The 19,372-nt window shown below is 75.1% G+C and carries 15 protein-coding genes; 11 read left to right on the top strand and 4 right to left on the bottom strand.

The annotated features are described in order from the left end of the window. Window positions 1–115 precede the first annotated feature (115 nt). The 9 genes from G446_RS0100715 (at window position 116) to G446_RS15105 (ending at window position 11,369) form a co-directional block, all read left to right on the top strand. Window positions 116–1,024, top strand: a complete 909-nt coding sequence (locus G446_RS0100715) for a sugar phosphate isomerase/epimerase family protein (protein WP_034468531.1) — start codon at window positions 116–118, stop codon at window positions 1,022–1,024. Then, a complete protein-coding gene (locus G446_RS21250; protein ID WP_051285509.1) occupies window positions 1,021–2,208 on the top strand; it encodes a Gfo/Idh/MocA family protein in 1,188 nt (395 codons plus the stop codon). Before G446_RS0100715 ends, G446_RS21250 begins: the two co-directional genes overlap by 4 nt. Window positions 2,209–2,289: 81 nt before the next feature. Continuing rightward, entirely contained in the window at window positions 2,290–3,696 is a 1,407-nt protein-coding gene (locus G446_RS0100705) for an extracellular solute-binding protein (protein ID WP_026408672.1), read from the top strand. A gap of 6 nt (window positions 3,697–3,702) precedes the next feature. After that, entirely contained in the window at window positions 3,703–4,629 is a 927-nt protein-coding gene (locus G446_RS0100700; RefSeq protein ID WP_026408671.1) for a carbohydrate ABC transporter permease, read from the top strand. Continuing rightward, entirely contained in the window at window positions 4,626–5,498 is an 873-nt protein-coding gene (locus G446_RS0100695; RefSeq protein ID WP_051285508.1) for a carbohydrate ABC transporter permease, read from the top strand. The genes G446_RS0100700 and G446_RS0100695 overlap by 4 nt, the downstream gene beginning before the upstream one ends. Further along, the gene (locus G446_RS0100690; protein WP_026408669.1) at window positions 5,495–6,592 is read left to right on the top strand and encodes an ABC transporter ATP-binding protein; all 1,098 of its coding nucleotides are present in this window, start codon (window positions 5,495–5,497) and stop codon (window positions 6,590–6,592) included. Before G446_RS0100695 ends, G446_RS0100690 begins: the two co-directional genes overlap by 4 nt. After that, entirely contained in the window at window positions 6,589–9,405 is a 2,817-nt protein-coding gene (locus G446_RS15115) for a glycoside hydrolase family 38 N-terminal domain-containing protein (protein WP_084778781.1), read from the top strand. The genes G446_RS0100690 and G446_RS15115 overlap by 4 nt, the downstream gene beginning before the upstream one ends. After that, window positions 9,402–10,688, top strand: a complete 1,287-nt coding sequence (locus tag G446_RS15110; RefSeq protein WP_034468528.1) for a CehA/McbA family metallohydrolase — start codon at window positions 9,402–9,404, stop codon at window positions 10,686–10,688. Before G446_RS15115 ends, G446_RS15110 begins: the two co-directional genes overlap by 4 nt. 75 nt (window positions 10,689–10,763) lie before the next feature. Then, window positions 10,764–11,369, top strand: a complete 606-nt coding sequence (locus G446_RS15105; RefSeq protein ID WP_211228211.1) for a P-loop nucleotide/nucleoside kinase family protein — start codon at window positions 10,764–10,766, stop codon at window positions 11,367–11,369. Window positions 11,370–12,001: 632 nt separating this feature from the next. On the opposite strand, the gene G446_RS0100670 is transcribed toward G446_RS15105, so the two are convergent. Beyond that, a complete protein-coding gene (locus tag G446_RS0100670; RefSeq protein WP_026408668.1) occupies window positions 12,002–12,700 on the bottom strand; it encodes a response regulator transcription factor in 699 nt (232 codons plus the stop codon). Between the two features lie 19 nt (window positions 12,701–12,719). Further along, entirely contained in the window at window positions 12,720–14,042 is a 1,323-nt protein-coding gene (locus G446_RS15100; RefSeq protein ID WP_051285506.1) for a sensor histidine kinase, read from the bottom strand. A gap of 357 nt (window positions 14,043–14,399) precedes the next feature. On the opposite strand from G446_RS15100, the gene G446_RS0100660 reads away from it, so the two are divergent. Together G446_RS0100660 and G446_RS0100655 are read left to right on the top strand one after the other, a co-directional pair. Continuing rightward, a complete protein-coding gene (locus G446_RS0100660; RefSeq protein WP_245574512.1) occupies window positions 14,400–15,071 on the top strand; it encodes an ABC transporter ATP-binding protein in 672 nt (223 codons plus the stop codon). After that, complete coding sequence (locus tag G446_RS0100655; protein WP_026408666.1) at window positions 15,071–16,450, top strand: FtsX-like permease family protein; 1,380 nt, start codon at window positions 15,071–15,073, stop codon at window positions 16,448–16,450. Before G446_RS0100660 ends, G446_RS0100655 begins: the two co-directional genes overlap by 1 nt. A gap of 122 nt (window positions 16,451–16,572) precedes the next feature. On the opposite strand, the gene G446_RS0100650 is transcribed toward G446_RS0100655, so the two are convergent. After that, window positions 16,573–17,295 carry a hypothetical protein gene (locus G446_RS0100650; protein ID WP_026408665.1) on the bottom strand — a complete coding sequence of 241 codons (723 nt, stop codon included), beginning with the start codon at window positions 17,293–17,295 and terminating at the stop codon, window positions 16,573–16,575. A 14-nt stretch (window positions 17,296–17,309) separates the two neighbouring features. Further along, entirely contained in the window at window positions 17,310–19,367 is a 2,058-nt protein-coding gene (locus G446_RS0100645; RefSeq protein ID WP_156916456.1) for a hypothetical protein, read from the bottom strand. Window positions 19,368–19,372 lie beyond the last annotated feature (5 nt).

Raw genomic sequence — 19,372 nt, 5'->3', positions numbered from 1 at the left:
GCGGTCACGAAGCGGTGACGGTCGGGGGGCGGGCTTGACACGATTTAATCTGGACTTCAGAATAATGCCGACGGCGCCCTGAGGACGTGGCGCCGCGCATGTCGGCGGGAGAGCCATGATCACTGTTGCCAACGCCCCCGTGTCCTACGGGGTCTTCGACCTCGCCAGGCCGGAGCTCGTCCCCCCGCCCGCGGGCGGCGAGCTGCTCGACGCCGTCGCCGCGGCCGGGTACGACGCCGTCGACCTGGGGCCCCGCGGCCTGTTCGGGACGGGACGGGCCCTGGCCGACGCGCTCGCCGGGCGCGGCCTGCTGCTGTGCGGGGCGTGGATCGACCTGCCCCTGACCGGGGACGACGCCGGGTTCGACGCCGCGCTGGCCCGGGCGCTGCCCGTGCTCGAGGACCTCGCCCTGCTCGCGCGCGCCCAGGACGGGCCGCCACCCAGGCCCACCCTGGCCGACTCCGGCGACGAGGCGCGCCGCGCCCGCCCCGGCGGGGGCCCCGGCCTGGAGGCGGACGGGCGCGCGTGGGCGGCCCTCGTCGAGCACCTCGAGTGCGTGTGCGCCCTCGCCCGCGGCCTCGGGCTGGAGCCGACGTTCCACCACCACGCGGCCACCTACGTGGAGACCCCCGCCGAGATCGACAGGCTGCTGCGCGACACCTCGGTGGGCCTGACCCTCGACTCGGGCCACCTCCTGCTGGCCGGGGGCGACCCCCTGGAGGGCCTCGACAGGTGGCGCGATCGCATCAACCACATCCACCTCAAGGACGTCGACGCCTCCGTCCTGCCCCGGGCGGGCCGGGGCCCCGACGCCCTGCGCCGGCTGTGGGAGGGCCGGGCGTTCACCGCCCTGGGCGACGGCGACCTCGACGTGGCCGGGCTCATGGACCGCATCGTCGCCGGCGGCTACGACGGCTACCTCGTCGTCGAGCAGGACGCGGTCCTGCTCGAGCGGGGCGACGTCGAGCGGGCCGGGGCCGACCAGGTGCGCAACCGCGAGCTCCTGCGCAGGTGGATCCCGTGACCGGGCCCGTGCGCGTCGCGCTGGCGGGCCTGGGCGTCATCTCCCAGGCCGTGCACCTGCCCCTGCTGCGCCGCAACCACCGCCTGGTCCGCCTCACGGCCCTCGTCGAGCTCTCCCCCGCGCGCCTGGCGCGCCACGCCGAGCTGGGCGGCGTGCCCGCCGGCGGGCGCTTCACCAGCGTCGGGGCCCTCGTGGAGGCCATCGAAGGGGGCCGCGTCCGGGTCGACTGCGCGATCCTGGCCACCAGCGGCAGCCACGTCGACGACGCCCTGGCCCTGGTTCGCGCCGGGGTGCGCGTCCTGGTGGAGAAGCCGCTGGCCCTGTCCCACGGCGAGCTCGACCGGCTCCAGGCCGGCCTGGAGCGCCTGGGGGCCGAACCCGACGAGTGGATCCGCGTGGGCTACATGAAGGAGCACGACCCCGCGGTGGCCCGGGCCCGCGCCCTCCTCGACGGGCTGCGCCCGCGCCACCTGGGCGTCGAGGTCCTCCACCCCGCCGACGCCGCCCAGCTCCGCTTCGCCCGCCTCGACCCGCCGGAGGACGACGCGGACCCCGCATCGCGCGACGGGCTCGCCGCCCGCACCGACCGGGCCGTGCGCCAGGCCCTGGGCGCCCTGGCCGACCACGACGCCATGCGCCGCCTGTACACCGACGTCATCCTCGGCTCGATCATCCACGACATCGCCCTGACGCGCGCGCTCGGCCTGCCCCTCGAAGACGTGACGGCCGCGGCGCGCACCGGCGGGGCCCTGCCCGGCAGCGTCGTCGCCCAGGGCACCACCCGCGCCCGCGGCGCCGACGGCGGGGCGATCCCCTGGCACCTGGGGTGGCACTTCATCGCCCACTACCCCGAGTACCGCGAGCGCATCGTCGTCCACCACGACGAGGGGAGCATCGAGCTCGAATTCGCCACCCCCTACCTGCTCAACGCCCCCACGGCCCTGCGGGTGCGCTCGGCGGGCCCGGACCTGGGCAGCGCCGTCGCCCGGACCGCCTGGCCCCAGGAGGAGGCCTTCGAGCGCGAGCTGTACGAGCTGGTCGCGCTGGCGCGCGGCCGGGATGCCGCGGGGCCGGGCCCGGCGGCCGCCCGCGCCGACCTGGTGACCGCCCAGCGCCTGTGGCGGGCGTGCGCCGCCGGCGCGGGGGTGGCGCCCGACCCCGATTCCGAGGCCGGACGGGGCTGAGGCCCGCCCGGCGCCGCTCCCCGGCCGGCCGCGGTGGGCCGCGGGGAGGAGAACAACACACAACCACGGAGGTAGATGAAGATGAGGACACCATTCATTTCGCGGCGCAGCGCGCTCACGGGCGCGGCGCTGGCCTCGGCCGCGCTCGCGCTGGGGGCGTGCGGGGGCGGGGGCCGGTCCGGCTCCAAGCCGGGGACGCTGAGGATCATGACCAACGCCATCAGCGGCGGGAAGAACGCCGCGGAGGCCAAGTGGATCGAGGAGTGGGTCATCCCGGGCTTCAAGGAGGCCCAGAAGAGCGCCGGGAGGCAGGTCGACGTCGTCTTCGAGGCCCAGGGGGTCGACGACGAGGACTACAAGACGAAGACGGCCCTGGACTTCCAGTCCGGCAAGGGGGCCGACATCGTCGCCCTGGACGGCATCTGGATCGGGGAGTACGCGCAGGCCGGCTACATCAAGCCACTGGAGGACGTCGCCGCGGCGGCGGGCTCGTGGGACGGGTGGGCGCAGATCCCCGAGTCCATCCAGGGGGCCGCCTCCTTCGAGGGCAAGCGCTACGGCGTGCCGCAGGGGGCCGACGGCCGGGTGGTCTACTACAACAAGACCGTCTTCGAGAAGGCCGGGCTGCCCGCCGACTGGCAGCCGGCCTCGTGGGACGACATCCTGGCCGCGGCCCGCGCCGTCAAGGACAAGGCGCCCGGCGTGGTCCCCGTCCAGCTCAACGCGGGCACCGCCATGGGGGAGGCCACCTCCATGCAGGGCCTGCTGCCCATGCTCATGGGGACCGGCCGGCCCCTGTGGGCCGACGGCGCCTGGGCCGGCGACACCCAGGGCATGAGGCAGGTGCTGAACCTGTACAAGACGATCTACGTCGACGAGGGGCTGGGCGACCCGGTCCTCCAGCAGGAGGCCTCCGGGCGCGACACCTCCTTCCAGGAGTTCGCCGCGGGCCGCATCGCCATCCTGTTCGAGGGCGACTACTTCTGGCGCTCCGTCATCAACCCCGCCGAGGGCGTGGGCACCGCCCCGATGGCGGAGAGGGACACCGCGGTCGGCTACGCCAAGATCCCCGCCGTGAAGCCCGGGGCGGGGATCAACGGGCAGGACTTCGTGTCCATGTCCGGGGGCACCGCCAGGGTGCTCAACCCGAACACGGCCGACCCGGCGCTGGCCTGGGAGCTGCTCGCCTTCATGAACTCCGCGGAGGCCTTCGAGGCCCGTGCGGCCGGCACCCTGTCGATCTCGCCGCGCAACGACGTCAACGCCAAGCTCCTGGCCTCCGACCCCATGCTCTCCTTCGTGTCCGAGCAGGTCCTGCCCATCACGGCCTACCGGCCCGGCCTGGCCCAGTACCCGCAGGTCTCCTCCCTGCTGCAGCAGGCGACCCTCGACGTCGTCATGGGGACCGGGGTCGACGAGGCCGTGAAGTCCTACGTGGCGGGCCTCGAAGGGGTCGTGGGCGCCGACGCCGTCAAGAGCGGGAACTGATCCGCGGTGCCCGCTGCAACTGCAACGCAGTCCTCCCCCCGGGCGCGACGCCCGGGGGGGCGCGCCGAGGACGTCGCCGGCCTGGGCGGGGCGCGGGCGGCGCTGTTCGTGGCCCCGGCCCTGATCGTGATCGCCCTGTTCCTGCTGTTCCCGGCGGTGTGGACGATCTACCTGGGGCTGACCGACTACAGGCTGACCGGCCTGGCCGCCTCCGCCACCGACTTCGTGGGGGCCGACAACTACCTGAGGACCCTGCGCGACCCCTCCTTCTGGAACTCCCTGCGCGTGACGGTGCTGTTCGTCGCCCTGTCCGGGGTCGTGGGCCAGAGCGTCACGGGCTTCGCCCTGGCCTGGTCGACCCGGCGCCTGGGCGGGTGGGCGCGCACCGCCCTGGAGTCGGTGGTGCTCGCCGCCTGGGTCATCCCCGGCTCCGTCGTCTCCTTCCTGTGGATCGCCCTGCTCGACCGGCGCGGGGGCACGCTCAACGCGCTGGCGCACACGCCGGGGCGGGCCTGGCTCATCGAGCACCCCCTGGCCGTCATCGTCATCTTCAACATCTGGTGCGGCACGGCCTTCTCCATGCAGCTGTTCTCCTCCGCCCTATCGGCGGTGCCGCCCTCCCAGCTGGAGAGCGCGCGCATGGCCGGGGCGTCGGGGTGGCAGCAGCTGCGCGACGTCGTCCTGCCCACCATCAGGGGCCACATCCTGACCAACACCCTCATGATCACGCTGTGGACCTTCAACACCTTCACCCCCTACCTGCTCACCGCCGGGGGGCCGGGGCGGCGCACCGAGATCATGTCGGTGTACATCTACAAGACGGCCATCCCCGGCGGGCAGCTCGGGCGCGGGGCGGCCCTGTCGGTGCTCATGCTCGTGATCAACCTGGTCATCGCCCTGGCCTACATGAGAGTCGGAAGGAGCCGGCGATGAGCACCACCACCACGCCCGCGCCCGGCCGGAGCCGCACCGCCCTGGCCGCGTCCTTCCGCAGGGTGGCCGGACGCATCGTCTTCGCGGTCGCCCTGGGCCTGATCGGGGCCCTGTTCGCCCTGCCCCTGGCCTGGCTGCTGGTCGCCCCCTTCGACGCGAACCCGACCATGGCGGTGAAGTGGCCGCAGTGGACGGCGTCGAACTTCCGGCGCCTGATGGACAACCCCTACGCCCTGGGGTCGATCCTCAACTCCCTGCTCATCGCCCTGGGCGCCATGGCGGTGGTCGTCGCCCTGGGCACGCTGGCCTCCTACGCGCTGTCGCGCGTGCGCATCCCCGGGCGCGACGCCCTGCTGTACGCCATGCTCCTGCTGTCCTCCATCGTCACGGGCACCGCGGCCATGGTGCCCACCTTCCAGCTGATGAACCTCATCGGCCTGATCAACACCCGCACCGGGGTGATCCTGGTGCTGGCCGGGGGCCTGCTGCCCACGGTCGTGTTCATCCTCAAGGACTTCATGGACTCGGTCCCCAGGTCCTACGAGGAGTCCGCCCGCCTGTACGGGGCGGGCCCGGGCCGGATCCTGGCCGACGTCGTCATCCCCGTGGCCCGCCCCGGGATCGCCTTCGTGGCGATCTGGTCCGTCGTGCAGGTCTGGGGCAACTTCCTGGTCCCCTACCTGCTGCTGCGCGACCCGGCCGGCCAGCCCGCGGCCGTGCTCATGTACACCTTCTACACCGAGTCCGGGCAGGCCGATCTGCGGCTGATCTCCGTGTTCGCCCTCGTCTTCGCCCTGCCCGTGCTGGCCATCTACTTCGTCGTCAACAGGAAGTTCGGCTTCCGCTTCTATGGAGGTATCAAGTCATGACAGCCACGATCGTCATGGAGGGCCTCGTGAAGCAGTACCCCAACGGGGTGCGCGGCGTGGACGGGGTGGACCTGTCCATCGACGACGGCGAGTTCTTCGCCCTGCTGGGCCCCTCGGGATGCGGCAAGACGACCCTGCTCAGATCCATCGCCGGCCTGGAGACCATCACCGAGGGGACCCTGCGCATCGGCGGGGCCGACATGACCGACGTCGAGCCCGGGCGGCGCGGCGTGGCCATGGTCTTCCAGGACTACGCCCTCTTCCCCCACATGGACGTGTCGGACAACATCGCCTACCCGCTGCGCATACGCAGGGTCGCCAGGGCCCAGCGCCGCCGGGCCGCCGCCGACACGGCGAAGCGCCTCTCCCTGGCCGAGCTGCTCGAGCGCCGGCCCGCCCAGCTGTCCGGCGGGCAGCAGCAGCGCGTCGCCCTGGCCCGGGCCATCGCCACCAGGCCCGACGTGCTCCTGCTCGACGAGCCCCTGTCCAACCTGGACGCCCGACTGCGACTGGAGGCGCGCACCTTCCTCAAGGAGCTCCAGCGCGACCTGGGCGTCACCTCGGTGTTCGTCACCCACGACCAGGCGGAGGCCCTCGCGCTGGCGGACCGCATCGCCGTCATGAGGCGGGGCAGGATCCAGCAGGTCGGCACGCCGGGGGAGGTCTTCCACGGCCCCGCCAACGAGTTCGTCGCCTCCTTCATCGGCTCGCACCCCATGAACCTCAACGACGGCGTCATCCGCGGCGGGGCGATCGAATCGCTGGGCGCGCGCATCGCCCTGCCCCGGGACATGAGGCGCGAGCCGGCCGAGGGGACCAGGGTGAGGTGGGGCGTGCGCCCCGAGTACGTCCGCTGGTCCGACGACGGCGCCGACGACGGGCCCGGCGCCGTGAGTGGGCGGGTGCACACGGTGGAGAACCTCGGGGCCCAGAACCTGCTGACCATGCGCTGCGAGGGCGGGCGGCTGCAGGCCGTCGTCGGCGAGGACCCCCTGCCCGAACCGGGCCGGCGGTGCCGGTTCGCCTTCCCCCGGGCCAAGACCCTGGTGTTCGACGCCCAGACCGGCGAGCTCGTGGGGGGTGGGCGCCGATGAGCGCGACGCCCGAGAACGCCCCCGCCCCCACCGCCATGTGGATCATCCCCCACACCCACTGGGACCGGGAGTGGTACGAGCCCCACGACGTGTTCCGCGCGCGGCTGGTGCGCATGATCGACGGCCTGCTGGACCTGCTCGAGCGCGAGGGCGCCTACCGCTTCACCCTCGACGGGCAGGCGGCCGCCTTCGAGGACTACCTGGCCATCCGCCCGCACAACCGCGAGCGGCTGCGCGCCGCGGTGGACCGCGGCCAGCTGGCCATCGGCCCCTTCCTGATCCTCCTGGACGAGTTCTGCTGCGACGGGGAGACCACGGTGCGCAACCTCGAGCTGGGCATCAGGTCCTGCCGGGCCATGGGCGGGGAGATGCGGGTGGGCTACCTGCCCGACATGTTCGGCCACGCCGCCCAGATGCCGCAGGTGCTGCGCGGGTTCGGCCTGGCCGACGCCGCCCTGTGGCGCGGCGTGCCCGCCGGGGTGGACCGCGACGCCTTCCGCTGGCGCGCCCCGGACGGCTCCCAGGTGCGCGTGGAGTACCTGTGGGACGGCTACGGGTCCGCCCTGAAGCTGTTCGACCCCCCCGGCAAGCTCGACCGGCTCGTGGCGGACTACCTGCGGGACAACGCCGACCGCTTCGACGGGCGGCCCCCGGCGGGCATGTACGGCACCGACCACATGGACCCGCGCCCGGACCTGCTCGACGCGGTGCGGGCCCACAACGCCCGCCGCCCCGAGACGACCATGACGGTGGCCACCCTGGGCCGGGTCGTGGCCTCGCGCACCCACGACCCGCAGGACCTGGACGACCTGCCCCTGGTCGTGGGCGAGATGCGCTCCCACGCGCTGGGCAACATCCTGCCCGGGGTCCTGTCCGTCAGGACCAACCTCAAGGCGGCCATGGCGCGCGCCGAGCGCGCCCTGACCACCGCCGAGCGCCTCGACGCCGCCGTCGGGGGCCCCTCCCGCACGGCGCTGCTGGAGCGGGGCTGGCGGCTGGTCGTGGAGTCCTCGGCGCACGACTCGGTGACCGGCTGCGGCGCCGACGCCACGGCGGAGCAGGTCGAAACGCGCCTGCACATGGCCGCCCACACGGCCGCCGGCGCCGTCGACGTCGCCCTGCCGGCCCTGGCCGGGGCGGGACGGCGCGGCGAGCTCGTGGCCTTCAACCAGTCGGGGTGGGCGCGCCGCGTCCAGGGCGAGACCGTGCTCGACGGCGCCCCCGGGGCGCTGCCCGAGGGGGTCCAGCTCATCGAGGAGCTGCCCACCGTCATCGGCGACGAGACCGTGCCCGCCGGGAACGTGCGCCGGATCCTGCGCCGGATCCACGGCCAGGAGCTGTTCGGCGGACGCATCCGCGGCTGGTCCTTCCCCGCCCCCGCCGAGCTCGTCTTCGAAGTCGCCCGCCGCGGCGGGGGGGACTTCGACCTCGACGAGTTCACCGCCGAGCTCGACCGGCGCCTGGCGGCGGCGGGCGACGACCGGCCCTGGCGCGTGCTCACCGTGATGCCCCCCTCGTGCCGGGTGCTGGTCGCCGGATGGGCGCAGGGCACCGCGGCGGCGGCCCTGGGGGCCGGCGGGGGCGGCGTCGACCACCCGGTGCGCGTGCGCGGGCGCAGCGCCTCCAACGACCTGGTGCGCGTCGACGTCGACGACGACGGCCTGGTGCGCATCGAGGACCTGCTCAACGGCCGCGTCATCGACCGGGCCCTGGCCCTGGTCGACGAGGGCGACCGGGGCGACTCCTACAACTTCGCCCCCGTGGACGGGGGCGCGGTCCGCGCCCCGGCCGACACCCGGGTGGAGGTCCTCGAGCGCGGCCCGCTGCGGGCGCGCATCCTCATCCGGCGCACCTACCGCCTGCCCCGGGGCCTGAGCGACGACCGCTCGGCCCGCAGCGGCCCCCCGCACGGGCAGGTGGTCGACACGCGCCTGGAGATCCGCGAGGGCGAGCGCTTCGTGCGCGTGCGCACCTCCCTGGTCAACGGGGTCGGCAACCACCGGCTCAGGCTCCACGTGCCCACCCTGGGCCGGGACCTGGACGGCTCGGTGGCGGGCGGGCAGTACGGGACGACCCGCCGCGGGCGCACCGGCGAGGCCGGGTGGGGCGAGTACCCCCTGCCGACCTACCCGGCCACCCGCTTCGTCCACGCCGGCGGGGTGGCGGTGCACACCGACCGGCTCACGGAGTACGAGATCCTCACCCCGCCGGCCCCGAGCGCCGCGCCCGGTGCGGACCCGGAGGGCGGGCGGGAGCGCGGGGCGGGCGGCGCGGGGCGGCCCGACGAGATCGCCATCACGCTGGTGCGCGCCGTCGACCTCATGAGCGTCAACGTGCACCCGCTGCGCGACGAGCCCGCGGGCGCGCAGATCTCCGTGCCCGGCGCCCAGTACCTGGGCGTGCGCGTCGACACCGACCTGGCCGTCGACCTGTCGTGCCCCCAGTGGGACGACTCGCAGATCGTGCGCCACTCGGACCTGTTCCGCTACGAGCCCGTCCTGGTGCCCGGCGCCGCCCGCCCCGGCGCGACCGGCGCGGCGCCGGTGGGCCCCGTGGTGACCACCTGCGGGCGCGTCGCCCTGGAGTCGCTGCGCCACCTGGACGACGGCGTCGTCGAGGCCCGCTTCGTCAACTACCATCACCACGCCGAGCCGCTGCGGGCCCGGATGCGGGGGCGGTGGGACCGCACGGACCTGACCGGGGCCCTCCTGGAGGCCGGGGTCGACCCCTGGTCCCTGACGGCCCCGGCCTCGGCGATCATCACCCTGCGCCGGCCCGCGGCGGGCGCACCGGACGAGGAGGAGCGACGATGACCATCCTGCGGCGCACGAGGGCGCGCCTCACCCTGGCCGACCAGGCCGCGAACCGCTACCCCGCCTTCCCCTTCGAGGTCCCGCCCGACGCCCAGTCCATCGGGGTGAGCATGGAGGTGGACCGCGCGGACGGGAGGGCGTGCATCGACCTGGGCCTGCTGGGCCCCGACGGCCTGCGCGGCTGGTCCGGAGGGGCCAGGACCTCCTACGTCGTCGAGCGCGACGACGCCACCCCCGGCTACCGCCCGGGCCTGGGGGCCGGGGACTGGGCGGTGCTCCTGGGCCTGCACCAGGTGAGCGCCGAGGGCGTGGACGTGACCATCACCGTGGTCTGCCCCGCCCGGGAGCGCCCGGACCACGGCCCGCGCCAGGCCCCCGTCCAGCGCCTCCTGCGCGGATCCGACCGGGGTCTGCCCGCCCCCCGGGGACTGACCTGGTACGCGGGCGACCCCCACAACCACTGCCTGCACTCCGACGGGGAGCTGTCGCTGTGGGAGCTGGCCAACGAGGGCGTCAGGTCCGGGCTGGACTACCTGGGCTGCACCGACCACAACACGACCAGCCACCACCCCCACCTCGCCTCCGTCTCGCGCCGCCACGGCATCACCCTGATCCCCGGGCAGGAGATGACCACCCACCGCGGCCACGCCAACGCGTGGGGCGAGATCGGCGTCATCGACTTCCGCGACGAGGCCGACACCTGGGTGGAGCAGGTCGAGCGCCGCGGCGGCTTCATGTCCATCAACCACCCCGTCGCCGACGACTGCGCGTGGCTGCACCCCCTGGAGCGCATGCCCCCCGGCGCCGAGCTCTTCCACGGCACCTGGTACCGCAACCTCGCGGACACCTCGATCCTGGCCTGGGCGGCGATGCTGCCCGGCGCCGTCGTGGTCCTGGGCGGCGGCGACTTCCACAACCGCTCCACCCCCCTGCGCCCGGGGATGCCCACGACCTGGATCGCCGCCGAGGAGTGCAGCGCGCCGGCCCTCATCGAGGCCATGGCGGCGGGCCGGACCATGGTGACCGGCAGCGCCCGGCGCGTCAGCGAGGACGAGGCCCGCCCCGTCCTGCTCGACTCCCCCGCCCTCGTGCGCCTGGGCGGCGTGGGCGGGCACCGCGACGAGGACCTCATGGCCGTGGACGCGGTGGGGACCGTGCTCGTGGACCGGTTCGGCGCCCGCCTGGTGATCGAGCAGGACCACCAGGTGGTGCGGGCGCCGGCCGACAAGGGACCCTACCGCCTGGAGACCGCCGCGCGGTGGGTCGTGGCCCTGTCCGCCTGAGGGTGTGGGCGGCCGGGGCGCGGAGGGCGGCGGCAGCCCGGCGCCCCGGCGGGCGGGGGCGGTAGCGTTGGCCGCATGGATGCGCCCGTGCTCGTCGTCATCGCAGGCCTGCCCGCCACGGGCAAGACGACCCTCGCCCGCCCCCTCGCGCGGGAGCTGAGGGCCGCCTACCTGCGCATCGACACGATCGAGACGGCCATCCTGCGCGCCCAGGGCCGCGCCGAACTGGTCACGGGCGGGGAGGGGTACGCCGTCGGCTACGACCTGGCGGCCGATCAGCTCGCCCTGGGGCTCGACGTCGTCGCCGAGTGCGTCAACCCACTGCCGATCACCCGCGACGCCTGGCGTGCGGCCGCATCCCGCCGCGGCGCGCGCATCGTCGAGGTCGAGCTGGTCTGCTCCGACGCCGCCGAGCACCGTGCGCGCCTTCAGGCGCGCACGCCCGACATCGACGGCCTGCGCAACCCGTCCTGGCGGCAGGTCGTCGAACGGCACTACGAGCCGTGGGGGCGCGACCGCCTCGTCATCGACACGAGCGCCGCCGGGCCCGACGAGGCGGTGCGGACGATCGCCGACGAGGTCCGGCGGCGGCGCGGGGGTCGCTCCGCGCCGTCCGCTACGCCCCTTTCCGTCTGCTGCGCCCCTTCTTCTCGTACATCGGAGGGTGAAGGAGCGCAGTAGAGGACAAAGGGCGCAGCAGACGCGGGCCCGCCGGGCGAGTCCCCCGGCGCGTGGCGCGGTGGTGCCGCGGAGTTCCTCACCGATGGGTCCCTCGCTCATCGTGCGGGCGGGGGGCGCGATCGCGGTGGTGCGGGTGGGGCTCGTGGGACGGTCCGGGGCGGGCGGTTGTCCAAATCTGTTGCAAAGGCGCTCTGCGACCGGATCGACCGGGAGCAGAACCGCGGAATATCAACGATTCTTCTCGCGCGTCCCGGCCCGATGGGGGCCTTTGCAACAGATTTGGACAAACAGCGCCGCCGAGGGCCCGCGGGAACGTTCGCCAGGGGGCGTCGCGGCCCGGCCGGCGACCACGACGGGCGCTGCGGCGAGCGAACGGGGCCCGCGGGCCGCGGCGCAGGCCTCCCCGGGCGCCCCCCCCGACGCCGAGACGTGCACTTCGCACTCGAAAGTGCAGTTCCAACCGTCATTCTCGGAGGCAAAATGCACCTCTCGAGTGCAAAATGCACATCTCGACAGGGAAGGGACCCGAGCGGGCCGGCGTGTGATCGCCAGCGGGCGGCGGGGTCAGGCGGGGACCGGGCGGGCACGCGGGCGCCGGCCGGCGGAGGACTGCGGGGTGGGGACCGGGCCGCTCACGCGGTGGTGCGCAGCCAGGTCAGGACCGCCCTGACGCGACGGTTGACCTCCCCGGGCGGCAGGTCGAGCTTGGCCAGGATATTGGCGACGTGCTTGGCGACGGCGCCGTCGGACAGGACCAGGCGCCCGGCGATCTGCGCGTTCGACAGGCCCTCGGCCATGAGCGCCAGGACCTCGCGCTCGCGCTCGGTCAGGCGCGCGACCCGCTCGGCGTCGACCTGCGCGGGCGTGCGGGCGGGCGCGCCCATGAGCCTGGCCAGCACCTCGGGATCGACGACGACTCCCCCGGCGGCCACGACGTCGAGGCTGCGCAGGAAGTCCTCCACGCGCCCGACCCGCTCCTTGAGCAGGTAGCCCACCGCCCCGGCGCTTCCGTCGGGCGCGGCGGCCGAGCCGAGCAGGTCGCGCAGGTAGGGGCCGACGACGTAGGCGGACAGGACGACGACCGGCAGCCCCGGGTGGGCCGCGCGCAGGTCCACGGCGGCGCGCAGCCCGTCGTCGGTGCCGGTGGGCGGCATGCGCACGTCGGTGACGACGACGTCGGGCGGGCTCCCCGCCCGGGCCAGGCGGGTGACCTCGGCGCGCAGGGCGTCGGCGTCGGAGACCCGGGCGACGACCTCGTGGCCGGCGGCGGCCAGCAGCCCGGCGAGCCCCTCGCGCAGCAGGGCGGTGTCGTCGGCGAGCACGATCCTCATGGGGCCATCCTGCCCCACCTCAGCGGGCGGGGTGAGCGGTGGCGGCCGGGGCGGTTGCGGCGGCCGGGGCGGCGCCCTCGGCCCAGGGCGGGGTGAGCGGGGCGGTGATCGTCAGGCGCGTGCCCGCCCCGGGGGCGGAGTCGATGGTGAGGCGGCCGCCGACGGACTCCAGGCGCTGGGCCATGCCGGCCAGCCCGGTGGAGCCGCCGGCCGAGGGGTCGGCGCCGCCGCACCCGTCGTCGGTGACGACGGCGCTCAGGCCCTGGGAGTCCGCGTCGAGCTGCACGGTGGCGGTGGCGCCGTCCCCGGCGTGCCGGGCGGCGTTCGTCAGGGCCTCGCTCACGGCGAAGTAGACGGCGGTGGCCACCGGCGAGGTCAGGGCGGCCAGGTGCTCCTCGTCGGCGATGCTCATGGTGGTGGGCAGGGGCGCGCGGCCGGCCAGGTCGCGCAGGGCCGCGGCCAGGCCCCGCTCGGTCAGGACGGCGGGGCGGATGCCGTGGACGGTCTCGCGCAGGGAGCGCAGAGCGGCCTCGGCCCGGTCCTGGGCGGTGTCGAGGTCGGCGAGCAGGGCCTGGCGCCCGGCCCCGGTCTCGCCCTCGTCCGCGAGCGCGCGCACCCGGGCCATGCCCAGGCCCATGGTGAGGGCGACGAGCTCCTGCTGGGCGCCGTCGTGCAGGTCCCGCTCGATGCGGGTGCGCTCGGCGTCGAAGGCGTCCACGAGGGTGGCGCGCCCGGCGGTGAGGTGCCCGACCTCGGCGGTGAGGGTGGCCACGCGCTCCTCCTGCGAGGAGTCGGTCAGCGCCTGGGTGAGGCGGGCGCGCAGGCGCCCCAGGGCGTGGAGCAGGCCGCAGGCGGCCGCCAGGCAGGCGGCGCCCAGCGGTACGAGCCACCACCCCTGCCCGGCGGAGCTGACGTCCGCGGACCAGGCGAGCAGGTGGAGCTTGAGCGGAGCCTGGGCGGACAGCCGCGAGGGCAGGGCGCAGAGGATGGCGGACAGGGCGCCGCCGCCGACGGCGACGAGCAGGCTCGGGGCGCACAGGGCGCCCCCCACGAGCATGAGAGGAAGGTCGCGCGTCCAGCAGCCCGGCTGCCGCGCGCGGGTCATCAGCCACGACCAGGGCCCCTGCCCCGGCGGCCTGGAGGAGGGCGCCCGGGCGCCCGCGAGCCGGGCGCAGGCGCGCTCGAGCTCGGCGGCCAGCGGCGCGGTGACCGGCAGGAGCGGGAGGAGGAAGATCCCCAGCATCAGCAGCGGGATGAAGGTGAGTGCGTGCGCGAGCTCGACGAGGATGACGACGCCGCGCGGGCGGCGGTGCGGCCCGGTGGCCGGGGAGGCGTGTGGCATGGCCTTGGACGTTACGGCAGACGGGGTCGCCTCGCACGGGTGCCAGGCCCCGGGCGGCGAGTGGTGCCGGCACCACTCGCCGGTGGCCTTCGTCACCGCCGGGCGGTGGCCTTCGCCGCCGTGCAAGTCGGGGGCCGGCGCCCGTGACCCGGCGGGGGCGGCGGCGGTTACCTGGAGGACATGAACACACCGATGAGCCGCTCCGCGGCACCCGGGAGCGGACAGGCTCCCCCGACCCACCCCACGACCCTGCCCCGGCCGGCGGCGCCCGCCGGCCGGGGGGCCGGCGTCCCGGCCCTCCAGTGCCAGGACCTCGGCCGAGTCTATCCGCTGCCCGGGCGGAGCCGGGAGGGAGTGGTGGCCGTCAGATCGGTGAGCCTGACCCTGGAGGCCGGCTCCTTCACCGCCCTCGTGGGGGCCTCGGGCTGCGGCAAGTCGACGCTCCTGGCGTGCCTGGCCGGCCTGGACCGCCCCACCCGCGGCACCGTGAGCGTGCTCGGCCGGCGGACCACGGGGCTCAGCCCGCGCGCCGCCGCCCGCCTGCGCGCCGAGCACATCGGCTTCGTCTTCCAGGAGGACAACCTCGTCACCGCCCTGTCGGCGCGCGAGAACGTCGCCCTGCCCGGGCGGCTGCGGCACCGTCCCCTCAGCCGCGCACAGGTGAACGAGGCCCTGGATCGCGTCGGTCTGTTCGACCAGGCCTCGCAGCTGCCCCACGAGCTCAGCGGGGGCGAGCGCCAGCGCGTGGCCATCGCCCGCGTGCTGGCCTCGCGGCCCGCCGTCGTCTTCGCCGATGAGCCCACCGCGGCCCTGGACCTGGCCGCGGCGGCGGCGGTGCTCGCCTGGCTCGCCGAGCTGGCCGACAGGGGCGCCGCCGTGCTCATGGTCACCCATGACGCCACGGCCGCCGCCCGCGCCGGGCGGGTCCTGGTCATGGACGCCGGGCGCATCGTCGGACAGCTGCCCGGCGGGGACCCGGCCGCCGTGTCCGACGCCGTGCTGAGCGCACGGGCCGGAGGTGGGCGCTGATGCTGCGTCTGCTGCTCGCCGACTTGCGCCGCCACGCCGGCACGTGGGCGTGGACCTGCGTGATCACCCTTGTGGCCGGGGCCTGCGTGTCCGGCCAGCTCAGGATCCTGCACGGCGCGCTCGACTCGGCCGCGAAGGCCACCGGCGTGACGCCGCAGGGCGTGCCCCGGTCCACCGACATGCTCCACGCCGCGCGGCTCATGTCCGGCTTCATCATCGCCCTCATCGTCCTGGCCGCGGCGGCCGTCCTGGTCTCGACGGCGGGGCTGGCCCTGACCCAGCGGCGCCGCGACCACGGGCTGTGGCGGGCCCTGGGCATGCGGCCCGGCAGCCTGCGCGCGCTGCTGCTGGGCCAGCTCGTCGTCGTCGCGGCGCTGGGCTCCCTCGTCGGCAGCCTTGCGGGCAGGCCCGTCAGCGCGCTCATGATGCCGCTGCTCATCGACCAGGACGTGGCGATGCCGGGCACGGTCGCGCGCTGGGAGCCGGCGGACCTGGCCTGGACCGCCCTCGTGGTCGCCGGCTCCGTGCTCCTGGGCGGCTGGGGCCCCGCCCGCCGCGCCGCCCGCGCCACCGAGACCGACCTGCTGCGCGGCACCGAGGAGCGCGGCCGCTCACGTCTGGGCCGCACCCTGGGCGTCCTGGGGCGGCTGGCCGTGGCGGTCGGCCTGGCGGCGGGCGTCATCGCCGCCGCCGTCAACATCCACCAGGGCGGCGCCGGAAGCGAGCAGGCGGCCGAGGCCGCCCCGCTGGGGGCGCTGGGCGCGCTCGTGCTCGTGTGCGTCCTGACCGCCTGGCTGGTGCCCGTCGTGCTGCGCGCGCTGGCGCACCTGCCGGTGCCGGGGCCCGCCTGGCTCGTCGCCACCCGCACCGCGATGCTGGAGTCGCGGCGCTCGACGGCGACGGTCCTGCCCTTCCTGGTCGCCTTCGGCCTCGTGGCCGTCGCACTGGGCGGCGCGCGCATGGGCGTGGGCAGGATCAACACGGACAGCTTCCTGGCGGTGTTCGGCCCGGCCCTGGCCACGGCCTGGATCGGCGGGGTCGCCGTCATCGCCATGAGCGCCGGGCGCAGGCGGCGCGACGCCGCCCTGCTGGCCGCGGCCGGGGCGCCGACGATGCAGGTGCGCGCCGCGCAGGTGCTCGAGGGCGCGCTGCACGCCGTCGTCGCCTGCCTGCTCGGGATCGTGGTGTGCGCGCTGAGCACCGCGCTGTACGCGCCGACCTCGGGCACCGCCTGGGCCGACGTTCCCGGGCGCCTGCCCTGGGCCGAGTTCGGCGTCACCGGGGCGCTGACGCTCGGCACCACCTGCGCGGCCGTCGTCGTCTCGGCGTGGGCGGGGCGCGGTGCGAGCGTCGCCACGGTGCTGCGGGCCCGGGACTGAGGCGGCCTGGGCGTCCCGTGCGGGCGCACTGCGGCCGGCGGACCCTCTCAGGCCCGCCGGCCGCGCCGCGCCCGCACGGGACGCCGGCTGCGGTCCGGGCGGGGGCGCCGGCCCCTACGTCTTCAAAGCTGCCCTCTAATTCTGCGAAACAGGCGCGCGGCTCTGCTCGTCGGCCTCCCGACCGGGGGATTCGGGGTCCCGCCGACGGGGCCCGGCGCGTCGGCGCCGGGGCCCCGGAGGCGTTGGAGGATCTCGGGCCCCGCCCCGGAGGGAGCCCCCTCCCCCGCTCGCGGCGCCGAGGGCCCCTCCGGCTGCGGCGTCAACGGCAGTGATTCCGGTGCAGGAGGCGCGGTCGGACGGGAGGGCGCCGGGTACGCCGTTTCGGTGATGAGGTGCACGGGCATGTCGAGGTACGTGTTCAGGAGGGAGCGCAGGAACTCGATATCCGCCTGCCACGCCTGCGCCCGCCCCTTCGCCGCGTCGCGGGGGCCGTCGTCCGTCCGATCCTCGAGCAGGGAGATCGCACTGGTGAGATAGTGGTGGGCGTAGCCGCGGAAGACGGCGCTCTGAGCGCCGACGGCCTGCAGAACCCAGTGAAGGTACACGAAGCACTCGCCCAGGGCGGCGAGCTGCCGCGCCTCCCCGATAGCCGCCCGGGCCTCGTCGCTGTTGAGCCGGCGCACCAGCGGGGCGATTCTTGACCTCATATGCTCCGCCCGGTCTGCGCTGATGTACAGTCCTCCCTTGACGATCAGCTCCCCCGCCGACGGGAAGTATGCGCGCGCCCCCGCGAGCTCATCGCGCAATCCGGCGACCAGAACGTTGTTGGCCGGTTGCGGCCCCATTCCCCCGCGCCCCCTCAGTGCATCCAGACGAGAAAGGCGATGACGGCGACCGCAACCGCGATCGCGATCGCGATCGCGATCGCCAACCACTTCTTCTGCACCCCGGTCCATTCCGGGGCGCGGCCGGCGCCGGCTCCCGTTCCCCCGGGGGGACCGGAGACCCGGTGGTGCGCATCGATGCAGAAGGCCAGCAGGGCGATGGCGGCGTCCTTGCCCGCGCCGGTCCGATCGTCTGCGGCCCGCGCCAGCATTCCGCGTCTTTCCAGAAGCTCCTTGACGATCTCGCGGCGCAACTCGTCCGAGCCGTCCGGCATGGACTCGTTCAGCGCGTCGAGTTCACCGGGCACGTCCGCCAGGCGCGTGTCCTTCGGAATGAGCCGGTTCAGCAGGACGCGCCAGTTCAGGTCGCGTCGCGGCGGATCCTTGTACAGCGCGGACAGGAGCGCCCCCTGCTGGAACGGGGCCTGCCGCAATGCGCGCAGCATCACATCCAGTGCGGCCTCCCGGGAGGTCGACCTGCTCACCATCGTCATGACGGGGGAGAGATCGTGCGGCGCGGCGACGAAGCGCTCCACCGCCCGGTCCGCCGTCAACGGCAGATGGGCGTCGAAATCGCGCGGCCTGAGACCCAGACTCCTGATCCAGGACTCGGCCCGCGGCGCCCACGCGTCCGGCGCCGCCCTCGTGGAGGCCCGCAGTCGCTTCAGCACCTCGCGAACCAGCACGGGTTTGTCCTGCAGCGCGAGAAGCGCCCGGGGGGCCTCGATGCCCGCGGCGTCCCCGGGGGCGGCGCCGTACCCGGTTTCGGCGCCGGCGGGCGGGCCGGTCGACAGCGCGGCCCGGCCGATCTCCTCGGCCTGCCACTGGCACAGGCGCATGAATCCCGTCTGAGAGCCCGTCAGCGCACGAAGCGCCGATGATGACACCGCCGGCTCCGCGTGCCCGATCAGTGCGGGAACAGCGTCCTCCCACTTCTTCAGCGCGCGCTCGGCGCACTCATCGGTCCAGCGCCGCAGAAGGGGCCCGTCGTCCTCGCCGCCGAGCACTCGGGCGATCTCGTCATCACTGAGCGGCCTGACCCGATCGATGCTCGCCAGCCACACCGGTGCCAGCGCATCCCATTGGGCGGGCGCGGTTCCCGCGTCGCAGGCCTTCAGGAACGCCGTTTCGGCGCCGTCCCGGATCGCGGCGCCCCCGCCACCGGCGCCGAGAACCAGGTCCGCGTACCACTGCAGCAGCCCCTGCTCGGCCGCATCGGTTGGCGGGGTCGCCGCGCGAACGCTGTCGTCGACCAGCGCCTTCTCCCTCGGGTGCCGCTGCGCGAGAGCCGGCGACCACGGCGTTGCGATGATGCGACGACTGGACGAGGGGTTGTTGATGAGGAGCGCCGTCGACCACCAGGCGGTCTGGCAGAGTCTCTCGGGGACGGTCTGCGCCATCCATCGCAGGGCCGTCATCGGGTCCGCGCCCGGAACGTCCACGAGGGCGAGAATGCGGCCCGAATTCATGTGCGCGGCGGCGCCGAGCGCCCGTGCGACCCGTTCCCGCTCGGCCGCCGACGGCGCCGGCGGCGGCGCCGGCCTGCCCCCCGTGAGCGCGTCGATGCTCAGGAACGGCGATGAGGACAGCGCCAGTGAGGTCCGGGCGAGAACCTCCCGCAGCGTCATGCCCCGGGGCGCGAGCGCCATCTGGATGGCGCCGGCGGAGCCGTAGACGCTGCCGGAGCCGGAGAGCCCCGCCACCCACCGGGATGCGGGGCCGTCGTGGAAGACGGTGACCGAGTGCAACGGGTCGGATCGCCCGTGCAGTGACATGCTCAGCTGTCTCAGGTGCCTGTGGTACTTGTCGATCACCTGCTGCTCGCCCGGCGTCACGGCATCCGATGAGAGGAACGCGTCCTTCCGGAAGCCGCCGCCGATCTCCGAGGCGTCGCGCTCGGTCTGGAGGACCCAGCCCGATGACGCCGCCGGCCCCGGGGCCCCCGGCCTCCTGGCCGCCGCCCGTCCGAGGCCCGCGGGAGGATGCGCGGCGGGAGCCCTGCGGGTCGAGCCGTCCCTCGCGTCGTCGCTCATGGCGC

It is taken from the genome of Actinomyces dentalis DSM 19115, assembly GCF_000429225.1.
In the GTDB taxonomy this organism is placed as follows: Bacteria; Actinomycetota; Actinomycetes; order Actinomycetales; family Actinomycetaceae; genus Actinomyces; species Actinomyces dentalis.
Note: the sequence above shows the minus strand (reverse complement) of the source record. Positions and strands in the feature narration are given on the sequence as shown.